At 38.4% G+C, this 14,369-nt stretch carries 13 protein-coding genes and 1 riboswitch; of the genes, 9 read left to right on the top strand and 4 right to left on the bottom strand.

The genetic code is table 11. The features are described 5' to 3' along the window. From glgB to ltrA, 4 genes are all read left to right on the top strand, one after another. Window positions 1-1,824, top strand: a complete 1,824-nt coding sequence (gene glgB, locus BQ9859_RS03290) for a 1,4-alpha-glucan branching protein GlgB (RefSeq protein ID WP_075876856.1) — start codon at window positions 1-3, stop codon at window positions 1,822-1,824. A gap of 89 nt (window positions 1,825-1,913) precedes the next feature. After that, entirely contained in the window at window positions 1,914-2,183 is a 270-nt protein-coding gene (locus tag BQ9859_RS03285; RefSeq protein WP_075876855.1) for a YfhD family protein, read from the top strand. 8 nt (window positions 2,184-2,191) lie between these two features. After that, window positions 2,192-3,100 (top strand): GNAT family N-acetyltransferase, encoded by a 909-nt coding sequence (locus BQ9859_RS03280; RefSeq protein WP_075876854.1) that lies wholly within the window; start codon window positions 2,192-2,194, stop codon window positions 3,098-3,100. Between the two features lie 624 nt (window positions 3,101-3,724). Further along, window positions 3,725-5,017, top strand: coding sequence for a group II intron reverse transcriptase/maturase (ltrA, locus tag BQ9859_RS03270; protein ID WP_075876852.1), 1,293 nt, complete (start codon window positions 3,725-3,727; stop codon window positions 5,015-5,017). 89 nt (window positions 5,018-5,106) lie between these two features. On the opposite strand, the gene BQ9859_RS03265 is transcribed toward ltrA, so the two are convergent. Then, window positions 5,107-5,730: a hypothetical protein gene (locus tag BQ9859_RS03265; protein WP_075876851.1), complete on the bottom strand. Its 624-nt coding sequence runs from the start codon at window positions 5,728-5,730 to the stop codon at window positions 5,107-5,109. A 194-nt stretch (window positions 5,731-5,924) separates the two neighbouring features. On the opposite strand from BQ9859_RS03265, the gene BQ9859_RS03260 reads away from it, so the two are divergent. Both BQ9859_RS03260 and agaF read left to right on the top strand, forming a co-directional pair. Next, on the top strand, window positions 5,925-7,103 hold the full coding sequence (locus tag BQ9859_RS03260) for an SIS domain-containing protein (protein ID WP_075876850.1): 1,179 nt from the start codon (window positions 5,925-5,927) through the stop codon (window positions 7,101-7,103). Window positions 7,104-7,170: 67 nt separating this feature from the next. Beyond that, window positions 7,171-7,599, top strand: a complete 429-nt coding sequence (agaF, locus tag BQ9859_RS03255) for a PTS galactosamine/N-acetylgalactosamine transporter subunit IIA (protein ID WP_075876849.1) — start codon at window positions 7,171-7,173, stop codon at window positions 7,597-7,599. 70 nt (window positions 7,600-7,669) lie between these two features. Here the strand turns inward: agaF and BQ9859_RS03250 are convergent, their stop codons facing one another. The 3 genes from BQ9859_RS03250 to BQ9859_RS03235 all read right to left on the bottom strand — a co-directional run bounded on the left by BQ9859_RS03250 (window position 7,670) and on the right by BQ9859_RS03235 (window position 11,720). After that, window positions 7,670-8,833 (bottom strand): M20 family metallopeptidase, encoded by a 1,164-nt coding sequence (locus tag BQ9859_RS03250; RefSeq protein ID WP_075876848.1) that lies wholly within the window; start codon window positions 8,831-8,833, stop codon window positions 7,670-7,672. A gap of 15 nt (window positions 8,834-8,848) precedes the next feature. Beyond that, on the bottom strand, window positions 8,849-10,234 hold the full coding sequence (locus BQ9859_RS03245) for a YfcC family protein (protein ID WP_075876847.1): 1,386 nt from the start codon (window positions 10,232-10,234) through the stop codon (window positions 8,849-8,851). A 71-nt stretch (window positions 10,235-10,305) separates the two neighbouring features. Further along, window positions 10,306-10,472, bottom strand: a riboswitch (Lysine riboswitch). 66 nt (window positions 10,473-10,538) lie between these two features. Continuing rightward, entirely contained in the window at window positions 10,539-11,720 is a 1,182-nt protein-coding gene (locus tag BQ9859_RS03235) for an AraC family transcriptional regulator (RefSeq protein ID WP_075876845.1), read from the bottom strand. A 390-nt stretch (window positions 11,721-12,110) separates the two neighbouring features. Here BQ9859_RS03235 and agaB point away from each other — a divergent pair, with 390 nt between their 5' ends. The 3 genes from agaB to BQ9859_RS03215 all read left to right on the top strand — a co-directional run bounded on the left by agaB (window position 12,111) and on the right by BQ9859_RS03215 (window position 14,324). After that, complete coding sequence (gene agaB / locus BQ9859_RS03225) at window positions 12,111-12,587, top strand: PTS galactosamine transporter subunit IIB (RefSeq protein ID WP_075876843.1); 477 nt, start codon at window positions 12,111-12,113, stop codon at window positions 12,585-12,587. A gap of 62 nt (window positions 12,588-12,649) precedes the next feature. After that, window positions 12,650-13,447, top strand: coding sequence for a PTS sugar transporter subunit IIC (locus BQ9859_RS03220; protein WP_075876842.1), 798 nt, complete (start codon window positions 12,650-12,652; stop codon window positions 13,445-13,447). Continuing rightward, entirely contained in the window at window positions 13,437-14,324 is an 888-nt protein-coding gene (locus tag BQ9859_RS03215; protein ID WP_075876841.1) for a PTS system mannose/fructose/sorbose family transporter subunit IID, read from the top strand. Before BQ9859_RS03220 ends, BQ9859_RS03215 begins: the two co-directional genes overlap by 11 nt. The last annotated feature ends 45 nt before the right edge of the window (window positions 14,325-14,369 follow it).

The raw sequence follows: 14,369 nt of genomic DNA, 5'->3' as shown, positions 1-14,369 counted from the left end.
TTGAAAGCAAAATATTTAAAAGATTATCATGAAGGAAATTCATTAGAAGCATACCACTTCTATGGAGCCCATCTAGAAAAAGAAGGGGTACGCTTTACTGTATATGCACCAAATGCACAGCAGATCCAGGTCATCGGTTCATTTGATGACTGGTCTTGTAAAGGTCATAAAATGCGAAAAGTAGATGAACGAGGCACATGGAGCCTGTATGTCAAGGGTGCGAAAGTAGGAGACTCTTACAAATATCGTATTACACAGGCAACAGGCCGTGTAGTAGATAAAATGGATCCATATGCTTTTTATAGTGAATTGCGTCCCAATACGGCAAGCATCATAGAAGATCTTTCATGGGATGGATGGAAAGATGACGCATGGATCCAACAGCGGAATAAAGGTTTTGATCAGCCGGTGAATATCTATGAAGTACATATTGGTTCCTGGATGAAAGATGAAGATGAAACCTTTGTGAACTATCGTAAAATAGCAAAAAAATTGATCAAGTATGTAAAAGATAATCATTTTACGCATATTGAATTAATGCCTCTCTGTGAATATCCTTTCGATGGTTCCTGGGGCTATCAATGCTCAGGATATTATTCCGTTACGAGCCGTTACGGTACATGTCATGATTTGATGTACTTGGTGAATGAGGCACATAAAGCAAATATCGGTGTCATCATGGATTTTGTGCCTGTACATTTTGTCAAAGATGATTTTTCATTATCCTATTTTGATGGAACTCCAGTGTATGAATATCCACAAGCACATGATGCGGACAGTCAATGGGGAACAGCCAACTTTGATCTTTGGAAAGAAGAGGTACGTTCATTTTTAATGTCCGCCGCATCCTTCTGGATCGATGTATATCATTTTGACGGCTTGCGCATGGATGCCATTTCAAACGCAATTTTCTGGCATGGAAATAAACAGCTTGGTGTCAATGAAGGAGCTTTGAATTTTATTAAACGAATGAATTACCTGCTGAACCAGCGCTATGAGGGAAAAATTATGTTGATTGCGGAAGATTCTACGGATTTTCCGAATGTTACGAAAAGTACGTTGGATGGCGGACTGGGCTTTGATTATAAATGGGATCTGGGATGGATGAATGATACATTGAAGTATCTGAAAAAGGATCCTGTCTATCGTAAATGGCATCATAACAATATTACATTTTCAATGGCCTATTTTTATTCAGAGCGTTTCTTAATGGAGTTTAGTCACGATGAGGTCGTGCATGGAAAAGCAACTATCATCAATAAGATGTGGGGAACCTATGAACAAAAATTTGCACAGGTCAGAACCTTGTATTTGTACATGTTTACGCATCCAGGCAAGAAGTTGAATTTTATGGGAAATGAGCTTGCACATTGGCGTGAATGGGATGAGCAGAAAGAAAATGACTGGTTTTTGTTAACTTACCCTGCCCATGCTGCTTTTCATAAATTCTTTGCAAAATTAGGTGAGCTGTATACAAAAGAACCTACTTTATATGAAAATGACTATAGTTGGGAAAGTTTTGAATGGATCGATGCAGATAATGCAGATAAAAACTTATTCTCTTATATACGAAAAGGAAAGGATAAAGACTATGTGGTTATCTTGAACTTTTCTCCAAATGTTTATACGCAGGAAGTATTTGGCGTCCTGACAAAAGGAATGTATACAGAAGTGTTGAATACAGAATGGAATCGTTATGGCGGCAGTATCGATGTACCGGCACAAAAATGCCATGCGATCCGAGTAAGCCGTAATAATAAACCATTTATGATTGAAGTAAATGTTCCTGCTTTTGGCGGCATTTTGTTAGAAGTAGAAAAATAATGCAAGAAAACAGTTTCGTTGGAAACTGTTTTCTTTATGCCTTCTTTAGCGTATAATATACATAAATCAATAGAAAGAGAGGAACAGATATGGAAGTATGGATCATGATTTTGATCATGGTGATCATTGGTACATTGTTTTTTGCATTACTGCCGTATCTGCTGCCATTGTTTCTCATTTTATTTATCTATAGTTTGTATCATAATTACAAGGTACGTAAACAGTATCAAGACTATTATGAGAATCAGCAGCGTACACAACAATCTTATAAAAATACAACCTCACAGGTGAATCAAAATACAAATCCAGATGTCATTGATGTGGAATACAGTGAAGAAACAATTGATAATGATAAGTAGGTGAGAGAATGATCAACAGAGGGGCTAGAGGACAAGAAGCAGAGATCTTTCATTTGCTGGAGATCGCATATCCAAATATTCATCGGCGAATGCTGGAAACGAATTTTCATAGTCGATTTGATCCGGATCATTGCTTATATATTGCAGAAGATGGAAAAGTGATTGCTACTTTGCAAATGATCAGAGCTCAATTACAGTTTCACGGTTATTGTTTAGAAGTATCCTTGTTTGATCAGATCGCTACTTTGCCTGATTACCGCCGCCGTCATAAAATGCATGATCTGCTGCAAGCAGCATTGGATGAGGCAAGTCATAACCAATTATTTTCTTTGATGTATGTCATGAATCCCCGTTTATTTGAGCGTTTTGGCTTTAAGTGCGTGCATACAAGCAAACGTTATCTTTTAGCTTCTAATGAATGCCGGCGAAGTAAATGTACGCAGGTACATACACAAGGGGACAGTGAGCAGATGCTTCAGCTGTATCAACAGTTCATTTCTCATTTTGACGGTTATTTTGTCAGAAATTTGCAATATTATGATCGATTGTTGCAACAGATCAAAAATAGCGGAGAGAAAATTTGTTTTTACTATGCCAATGGCGTGATGCGCGGTTATTGCCTGTACCTGGTTGAACATCAAGAGGCAAAAGTGATCGAAATCGTTTATTTGGATTCAAAAGCATTGCAGCAATTATTAAGCTATATAGCACAGAATGTGAGCGGGGTACAGTTGGTCGTATCAAAGGAAGAAAAGATCGAACGTGTATTTCCGTTTGCTATTCCGCGTAGAGAGGCTTATCTAATGGCGCGGCTGAATAATATCGCATTATTTAATAAGCTGTATAACTGTAATGTACATCATGCAGCGGATGCATTTGCATTTCTTCATAAGCCAATGTGGAACCATCATTTGTAAAGTGCAAATAATGTAGAATTTTGTTTCCTGGGAAATAATAAGAGAATAAGAAAGCATCGATTGAAAAGTCGATGCTTTTTTCTATGTGTGCCGGGCATGGCACGAATTCAGTTGGAGATAAACCAACCACAGGTAGTTACCGCCAAGTGTAGCGAACCACAAGTCGTTAACAGTGATGTTGAGGATGGAGGAAGTGGTGTAGCGATTCTTTCGAGCGTACGAACAGAAACCGGATATAAGGCTAAATGGTGGATAAGGTTGCATATCAAACCGAAGTCCAAAAGGTAAACGTAAAACCAAGACAGTAAATCAGGACGTTGTGAAAGAAACAGGATTCGTGAATTACCCCGGGAGGTCTTGTGGACGATGAAATCCAATATCTTTAAAATCAGTGATGGTAACATCGGTCGAAAAAGGTTTACCACAAGAAGTCAGCTGAGGTCGTAGTAGGTAGAGACATCTATACCCAAGGACCTAATGTTTATATGGTGCAGCTCACCATGCGCAATGTTTGGATAGTTCGAAATCGAGGATAGTTCCATAAGTGGGAATCGTAATCCCATGGGAATGAAGGTAGAGGGAATGGTTCCAAATATATTTACAAAAGGAAGGAGAAGCAACAACATGAAATTGATCGAAGTGATCTTAAGAGATGAAAATCTCGAAGAGGCAATCAAAAGAGTCAAAAGTAATAAAGGTGTACCTGGCATTGATAAGATGACAGTGGATGAAATTGACGAGTATTTCAAGGCCTATAGGGAACAGATAAAGAAACAGATACTGGCGAAGAAATACAAACCTCAACCTGTAAGAAGAGTCTATATTCCTAAATCAAATGGAAAGAAAAGACCCCTGGGAATTCCGACAGTAGTAGACAGGGTCATCCAACAGGCGATAGCTCAAGTGTTATCAGATATTTATGATAGTAAATTCAGTGAGAATAGTTTTGGATTCCGACCAAACAGGAGTGCACATGATGCCATCCTGCGAACACTGGACTACTTAAATGAAGGATACGAATGGGTCATCGATTTAGATATAGAAGCATACTTCGATACAGTAAATCACGATAAATTAATTTCAATACTTAGAGAGCATGTGAATGATTCGACAACATTGCATTTGATTCGTAAATTCCTGCAGGCAGGAATCATGGAAAATGGTTTTGTCAAAGCAAATGCCATAGGAATGCCACAAGGAGGACCTCTAAGTCCAATTCTATCAAATATTTACTTAGATAAATTTGATAAGGAACTGGAAGAAAGGGGACTATGCTTTGTGAGATATGCAGATGATAGTAATATCTTCGTTAAAAGCGAGATGGCAGCAAATCGAGTGATGAAGTCCGTCACATCATGGCTGGAGAGAAAATTATTCCTAAAAGTCAGTGCAACCAAAACAAAGGTAGTACGACCAACGAATAGTAATTTTCTAGGTTTTGCATACTGGAAGAACTCATCAAAATGGGAATGTATTCCTACAAAGAAGAGTAAGAAAAGCCTGTATGATAAATGTCGAAAGGAACTCATTCGAAAGAAATGTGTAGCACAGACCAACGCTAAAACATTCACCAGGATAAACCAAATCGTCAAAGGATGGATAAACTACTTTCGAATCGGAAGGATGAAGAACTTCATCGATGAATTTGGACAATGGTTAAGGCACAAAATAAGGGTCATCATCTTAAAACAGTGGAAAGTACCACCGAGGATATATAAAAATCTACAAAAGTTGAATGAGAAATTGCCATATCACTTCAGTGATGAACAACTCTACTCGGTAGCGAATACAAGGCTTGGCCTATATAAACAAGCAAATGGGAATGTAATTAATTTCTTACTTAATGCGGATATTCTAGCCATAAGAAAAGAGGAAAGACCTGGATTGGTCAATCCTCTAGCATACTATCTAAGATAGGTTGTATTAACATATAAATGTAGCGCCGTATACGAGACCCGTACGTACGGTGCAATGAGAGGGGCGAAGATTAATTTCTTCCCTCTACTCTATTTTCTTCTGTTTTTCTTATTATTCGGATGATTCTCTTTGATAAAACTCAGATCTAAATCAGGATGATTCCGTTTATAATTAAGAGCGATCAATTCCATTGCCACTTGGAAAGTAGCATAAGCTGCTAACAGCCAGCTGATGATCAAGGATAGTGTATTGTAGTTCTGCACATAGGAGTTATAAACGACCAAACATGCTAAAGCAACAAATAATACGATCTTTAATAAAATTTTCTTTGTATCCTCTACTGCTAGTATCTGGATATGCCCATAAGCTTCCTTCGTATTAAAATTGGCTATGCTGGTGCAATGTTTTAAAAAACCGTTAAATTTTACCTGCAATACAGCGAATACCAGGATACCGACACCAATTGCAAAGACCGGATTTGCTAAAAAGGTATCGGAAAAAGAAAAGAGAACGATGATCACAGCCAATGTGAGAAAGATACGCATGTTATACGTTTGGAAAGTACTAAAATCATTCGGTTTTATAATATAGGCTCTTTTCGAAAATCGATTGTAATAAATGGTACGATTTTTATCATCGTGATAGACATTGAAGCCACCGATCATCATAGGTTGTTGCCCTCTCTTTGCGGCAGCTTTATTTTGCTTTTTCATTGAAACACCTGCTTTCTGAATAACATTATAACAGACAAAAACCACATGACAACTGAAAACGTTTATAAATTAATTATCTTTTTGCACATTTTAGCAAAGATATCTTGAGAAGTTTGAAAAAGTACAAACATTGACTATAATAGGAACTGTAAAGAGACATCAGATAGAACACTGATGAGAAGGAGAGGATAAAGATGATTTTTGGTAAAGACAATGCTAAATGGGAATCACTGAATGGTATTTTTACTGCTACAGAGATTCGCCAGCAACCGGCTACTTGGAAAAAGACAATCGCCCAGATTAAAAACGAAAAAGAAGCAATCCGCAGCTTTATTTCAAATGTAACAAGCAAAGAAGATTATGATATTATCCTGACAGGAGCTGGAACAAGCGAATATGTAGGAAATGCTTTGTATTCTTATTTGAACAAAACAAACGGTTTCAAAGTAAAATCCTATGCAACTACTGATATCGTATCAACTCCAGAGAATTATCTGTCTCAGACTAGACCGACATTATTAGTTTCTTTTGGACGTTCAGGTAATTCACCAGAATCTGTTGGTGCTGTAAATGTTGCAGATGAGGTATGCGGCGAAAATGTTTATCATTTATTTGTAACATGCAATCATGAAGGTGCACTTTCCAAAGCAGCTGCAGATCGTCATAATGCATATGCCATCAATTTGACTCCTGAGACACATGATCAAAGTTTTGCAATGACAAGCAGTTTCTCTAATATGATGTTGGCAACTTTGCTTTGCTTCAATTTAGATCGTATTGATGAAATTGCTGCAGAATTTGAAGATGTTCTGAATGCAACTGAAAAACTGTTAGAAGATGGTTGGACACAATTGGCAGATATTGTAAATGATTATGATTTCAACCGTATCGTTTACTTAGGTGCAAATGCATTAAAAGGAATTGCTCAGGAATCACAGTTAAAGATGTTAGAGTTAACAGCAGGTAAAGTTTGTACTTGTTTTGATTCTCCAATGGGATTCCGTCATGGACCTAAATCAATTATCAATGATGAGACTTTAACTGTTGTTTATGTAAGTGATGATCCATATACACATCAGTATGAATTGGATCTGATCAAGGAAATGAGTGGACAACGTAAAGGAAACAAGATCCTGGCAGTGACTAACAAGGCAGATGATGAAATTGCAGGCCTGGTTGACTATACTGTATCTTATAATATGGAAAATACACATGATAATATGTTGTTAGGCTTTGCCTATATTACTGCTGCTCAGTTGATTGCGTTATTTAAATCCTTATCTTATGACATCACTCCTGACAATCCATGTCCTACAGGTGAGGTAAACCGTGTAGTTAAAGGCGTTATCCTTCACCCATATACAAAACGTTAAGATTACGTTATAATAAGGTAAACAGAAGAAAGGAGAGCACACGCTCAAGGCGTGTGCGTATGCAGAGATGTTAGGTTTAATTGTTACAGGTCACGGACATTTCGCAAGTGGCTTAACGAGTTCTTTAGAATTGATTGCTGGAGATCTGCAAAACTATCGTGCGGTTGATTTCGAGGCAAGCGATTCTGTAGAAGACTTAGAAAAAAAGCTCAATAAAGCAATGGATGAGCTGAAAGATTGCCAAGGAATCTTGGTATGCTCTGATTTAGCTGGCGGTTCGCCATTTAAAACAGCAGTTATGTGTGGATACCCGCGCGGTAATGTTGAAATCGTTGCTGGCAGCAATCTTCCAATGCTGATCGAAGTCAATATGGGACGTCAATTTGTAGAAGAATTGGAAATGTTAACCAATATGGCTATTAATACTGGAAAAGACCAAGTCATGCGTTATGAGTTCAAACCAGTAGAACAAGTAGAATCAGAGGACGGAATTTAATTCATATAAAAAAGAGGAGAAACAGTTGTAGTGACAATTTGAAATCACTTCACTGTTACATCCTCTTTTTTTATTTTACAATATTTGGATCCAAGAATACATCAAGGGCAGTTAAGGCCATTGCTTTGGCAGCGGTATGGAGCGTAAAGCGTGCATTTTCACCATGCACATAGTCTAAAAAATCAGCCTGGTGCGCATATACTTTCGGAGCGGCACCAGTATCGATCTCGCAATATACGCAAGGACATACCTGTGATACATTGCCAATATCGCTGGAACCGCTTGCTTGTGCATCTTCTTCTACAAAATTGGTAATACCTAATTCCTCTAAATGCTTACGCAATAAGGAACGTAAACCTTCATGGTAGATGAGATCATCATATGAATTTTCAAAATTATGATATTCTAGTGTGGCGCCAGTCATCAAAGCAGCACCTTTTGCACAATTGATGATCTTTTCTGTTAATTCTTTCAGGTAACTTCTTTTGGCAGCACGAATATAGAAACGGCAACTTGCCTGATCCGGTACGATATTGCAGGCCACACCGCCTTTTGTAATGATGCCTGCCACACGTGCATCACTTTGCATATGCTGTCGAAGTGCATTGACACCGGCAAACATTAACTGTACAGCATCCAATGCATTGATGCCTAATTGCGGGTAAGCAGCTGCATGTGCGGCTTTGCCGGCAAAGTTGAATTCTATGGAATCCATGGCCAATGTAAAAATATTGATATTGTTTTCTGCACCGAGATGCATTTGGATTGCGGCATCAATATCGGCGAATGCACCTTTCTCTACCAGGTCGCATTTACCGCCGATCGTTTCCTCGGCAGGAGTTCCGATTACAACGATCGTTCCATTGAAATGATCTTTGATTTTCGCTAATGCAAGTGCAGCGCCCAGGGTGCTGGCTGCGATCCAATTATGGCCGCAGGCATGCGCATTTTCGTCGTTGTTTGAACCATATCCGGGTAATGCATCATACTCTGGAAGAAAAGCAACCTTGCATCCGCCATTTCCGCATTGCAGCTCTGCTCGAAACGCAGTTTCTAAACCTAAATAAGGTTTTGTGATCGTAAAACCGTTTGAAGCAAGGCAGTTTGCTAAGTAATTGCTTGATTCAAACTCTTCCATACCCAATTCAGGATGTTGAAAGATAAATTCACTAATTTCTTCAATAGAAGCAGCATAAGCATCCTCTGCCTGCAATAATAATTGTTGAATATCCATGTTTTTCCTCTTCCTTTAATAACCAATCAGCATTGCCACAACCAATAAGGCGATTTCTGCAATAAATATCAAACCAAATAATGGAGTCACGAATTTATACCATTTATTGATCGGCAGACGCATGATACCGCACATCATGAACACACTTGTCGGCCAGAAGATATTGGAGAAGCCATCGCCAAATTGATAAGCCAAGACGCTTACCTGGCGGCTGACACCTACCATTTCGCCAACAGGAGCTAAGATCGGCATCGTAACAAGTGCTTGACCGGCACCGCTTGGAATAAAGAAGTTGATGATATTTTGTACGAGCAGCATGCCGATTGCGCTTGTCACACCTTGGAAGCTTTGCAACAGATTGGCCAACCAGTTGACGATCGTATCAATGATATAAGCATTTTCCATGATCAATGGGATACTGCGGCTGATACCAACCAACAAAGCACCATACATCATTTCTTTGCTGGACTCAATGAAGAATTCACAAATCTGACTTGGCGTGTAACGAGAAATTAAACCCGTAATGATCGTCATGATGATGAATAAAGTTGCAATCTCATCAAAATACCATTTTAACTGAATTGTACCGACTAATAACATTCCGATCGTAAAGACAAAAATCAGACAGCTGATCTTATGTGTCAAAGTAAAAGATTTGCTCATCAATTCTTCTTTAGAACCAACTTCCTGCATTTCAAGCGGAATACCATACAGATAGGATTTTGTCGGATCATTCTTTACTTTCTTTGCATAGTGCATAACATACCAGATAGCGATACCCATAAAGATGACAAAACAGAATACACGATAACCTAAACCAGAGAAGAGCGGGACACCTGCAATCGGTTGAGCTATTCCAATTGTAAACGGGTTGATCGTCGCAGAGGCAAAACCGATCGCCACCCCTAAATAGATGATACTGCCCCCAACAATCGCATCATAGCCAATGACAGCGGCAATCGAGATAAAGACTGGTAATAAACCATAAGTTTCTTCAAACATGCCCATCGTTGATCCCAAGATGCCAAAGCAAAGCATACAAACCGGGATGATCAGGTGGATGCGATTGCTGACACGGCGCAAGATGAAACCAACAACAGCATCAAATGTACCGTTTTTGATCATGACATAGACAAAAGCATACGCAAATACGATGAAGAAGATGATTTGTGCACTGTCAATAAATCCAAGCTGAATAGATTTGAACATATCGAAAATGCTGCAGCCAACACGTTCTACCAGATGATAGCTGCCTGCCACGACAACTTCATTGCCGTCTGCATCGGTGATGCGGTCAAAAGTACCAGCAGGCACGATGTTCGCTAAGATGGCCGTTAGTATCGTCATTGAAAAAATGATGACATATGCATGCGGCATTTTGAATTTTCTTTTTGTTTCCATAAAAACCCCCTATAAAACAAAAGCCTTTGCATCTCAAAACAAGCAAAGGCGTTCATTTATGAGGACTTTGTTGTTTTAAGAGCGCATCCTTTTTTAAAAAGGACAGTGATATGTCTATTAAACATATCCCCAGCAATAAATTTGACTTTATTGCTTCGGCGTATCATCCTTTCGTACATGATCATGGACTTTCGATCTCCCATGCACTACTCATAATCAACGCGCCTCTACTTAAAAACAAGGCTAAGATTATTCTAGCACTATTTCAAACAACAAGCAATAAAAAAGATGCAGTCAGCATCTTTTAATGATAAATGGATTTTGCGTAATCGCTTGGCGTGATGCCAAACTCTTGCTTGAATTTGCGTGAAAAATAATGAACGGAAGTAAAACCGAGCATAGCGGATATTTCAGAAATCGTATGGGTGCTTTCCTTGATCAGGACTTTCCCTTTATTAAGTTTGATATTGCTGATATATTGCTTTGGTGCCACTTTTAGATTCTTTTTAAATAAGGTTTGAAGCGAAGAGCGTGAGATAGAAAATTGATGACAGATTTCCTCAATCGTAAATTGTTCATATATATGGGCGTTAATATATTGAATGATTTCATTAAGCAGTTCGTTTTCAAAGCGCTCTTGCATTGGCGAACTGGAGACTTCTTCATCATCATTGAAATCATATTGTAATATATAGACCAGTATTTCCTTTAAATAACAGATCATAAGATCTTCATCATACATGTTGTCTAATTGGCTGACCCGTATAAAATTCGTCAATGCATTATAAATTCGCTTATGTGCATGATATACACGATTTGTCAGCAGATACGAGTTTTCACAATCCAATTCAAACATGACGGTGAGATAGCTGCAAGATGTATTTGGTCCCGTTTCTTGTGTATGAAATTGTCCAGGCGCATAGAGCATCAAATCTAGTTTTTCCAAATGATAATCTTCGCCATCGACCATCGTTGTTAAAGAACCGTTATCTATATAAGTTAATTCAAAATAATTATGCGTTTCACCTGGAAAAAAATAATTGGAATTTCGTACTTGATAGTAACAACATAAAATTTCTTCAATATTGATCTTCGGCAGCAAGCGCTCATATACGATCGGTACACCATTGTATGTAGAAATCTCTTCATATTTACCAGAATTCTGATAACAGATCTCATAACGGGCACTTTGGGATACAGAAATAAAATTAAAGATCGTATCCGGTTTCAATTTAACGACACGATGAATGATAAAACGTTCGTAATTTTGAGGATCATTTTCCTTGGCGACAATCAACATGATGATGCCGCTGATGGAACGAATATAAACTGGTTTGTCATATTTCATGAAATGATGAATTTCTTTCTCGCGGAGGCGTACATTGGAAATGCGTGCATTTCGCATGATACTTGAATCCGGATCAGGCATAGAACGAAATACTTCGCCATATTTACTGAAAAGAAAACTTGTTGTTCGATTGAACATGAATATTCCACCTCCATTGATGGTTTGAAAGTAAAAAACACTTTTTCTATATTATAATGCATATTATAGGTAATTTAGAAGAAAAAAAGAATAAATCGGAAAAAGAAAAAAACAAATTTATCACATATTTATCCATAATCATAAAAAAAATAGGAATAAATATGGATAAAATTGTAAAAAAAATAGAAAATATTGTCATATATTGTAATTCTTTTTATAAAAAAGTTGATGAATACTAAAAAGTGCAAATCAATTTTTAAAAAGTGTAAAGAAAAGTGGGCTCTATTTACATACAATGAAACCGAGCTAATGAAAGGGTTTTCTTAATTGGGTGATTAAAAAAACCACCTTGTTTGGTTCATTATTTATTGGTAGAAGGGAGAGAGAATAATGCCAAATATTATGTTGACTCGTATTGACAACCGCCTGATTCATGGCCAGGTTGCTACACAATGGACTGGTGTAATCGGGGCAAATTTACTATTAGTTGCAAATGATGCAGTTGCAGGAGATCAATTCCGTCAAGGATTGATGAACATGGCTGCTCCATCATATGCACAGACTCGTTATTTTACAATTGAAAAAACTTGTCAGATTATTAGTAAAGCAAGTCCTGCACAGAAGATCTTTATTATCTGTGAAACACCTCAGGATGTACTTCGTCTGGTAGAAGGCGGTGTGCCAATCAAAAAAGTAAACATCGGAAACATGCATATGGCTGAAGGTAAACGCCAGGTTGCTACTTCAGTTGCAGTAAATGATGATGATGTTGCTTGTTTCAAAAAACTTCAGGAGTTGGGTGTAGAGCTCGAAATTCGTCGTGTTCCGGATACAGCTGCTGAAGATCTGGACAAACTGTGGAAATAGTTAGTTCAAAAGAAAGGGTTATTTAATCTTAAATATCGGTTAAATAATGAAAGGAGAAAATTATGGGAGATATTAATATTGTTGAACTCGTGTTGTTGGCAATTGTAACATTTATCTTTGCTATCGACCAGTTCTCATTGACTGAGTTGATTTATCGTCCTATGATCGCTTGTCCAATTATTGGCTTGATCTTAGGTGATCCTACAACTGGTCTTGCTATTGGTGGTACCTACGAATTGATGATGGTTGGTAATATGCCAATCGGTGGAGCTCAGCCTCCGAACGCAGTACTTGGTGGTATTGTTGCCATGGTATTTGCTGTGAAAGCAAACATGGATATCAACACTGCTTTAGGTGCTTGTATGATTTTCGCTACTTTTGGTCAGTATGTTGTAACATTGGTATTTACAGCTACTTCTGCTTTGATGGCTAAAGCTGATAAAGCTGCTGAAGAAGCAAATCCAAAAGGAATTACAGCTTGCTTGAACATCCATATGGGTGGCTTAGGTGCATTGTTCACAATCATCGCTATCGTTGCGTATGTTGGTGGTACAGCTGCAGCTGGTCCGTTGAATGATTTCAAAGAAAATGCTACTTGGTTCATGGCAGGTCTTGGTGCTGCTGGTGCTATGATGCGTTTCGTCGGTTTCTCTATCTTGATGAAGATCATGATGGCTGCCGATATGTGGGGTTGGTTATTAGCTGGTTTCGCAATGGCATTGCTGTTCGGTAATGTTGCAGCTACAGCTTCTGCTGCCTTGATCTTGGTTGCTTTCATCGGTATCGCAATCGCATTGTTGGATTTCAGAATCAATTCTCTTGCTAAAAACGCAGAAGGAGGTATGAGTGATGGCATCTAGTAATGAAATGTTACAATATAAGGACTTAACTCCTGCTCCTAGACTGGATAATAAAACTTTAAACAAGATGGTTTGGCGTTCATGCCAGCTGCAGGCATGCTTCAACTATGAGCGTATGCAATCAGCTGGTTGGTTGTGGGCATTGCTGCCAGGTCTTCAAAAGATCCATACAAACAAAGAAGATTTAGCAACTTCAATGACTCATAACTTGGACTTCTTAAATACTCACCCATTCGCTGTTACATTCGTTATGGGTATGGTATTGTCAATGGAACAACAGAAAATGGATATCCAGACAATCCGTTCCGTACGTATCTCTGTTGCCGCTCCATTAGGAGGTATCGGTGATGCATTATTCTGGATGACATTGATTCCAATCGTTGCTGGTATGACAGCACAGATGGCAATTGATCACAGTTGGTTAGGACCAATTCTGTACTTCATCATTGCATTCGGTGTTGAAATGGCACTTCGTTATGGTTTGATGTACTGGTCTTACAACATGGGTACAAAAGCAGTAGCTATGATGACTGCGCATGCAAAAGAAATCACACACGCTGCTTCTGTATTAGGTGTATTTATCATTGGTGCTTTGATTGCTAACTATGGTGGTGGAACTTCTTTAGCTATCTCTATTCCAAATGGACAAGGTGATCCACTTGTAATTCAGAACTACTTGAATAGCATCTTACCTTGCATCTTACCTTTATTGCTAACTTTGATGTGCTACTTCTTGATCATCAAGAAAAACTTCACTCCAGTAAAACTGATCCTGTTATTATTGGTTATCGGTATTGTTGGATGTGCATTTGGTATCTGGTATCAGGCTGGTGGATATACACCTTGGGTTCCAGTACCTTGGGATATCTTAGCGTAATAGTTGGATTCAACTCTCTCAACCCGACTATCGGAAAGGCTGCCA

It is taken from the genome of Merdibacter massiliensis (genome assembly GCF_900155395.1).
Lineage (GTDB): Bacteria > Bacillota_I > Bacilli_A > Erysipelotrichales > Erysipelotrichaceae > Merdibacter > Merdibacter massiliensis.
The sequence above is the reverse complement of the archived record's forward strand: the minus strand, read 5'-3'. Positions and strand labels throughout refer to the sequence as shown.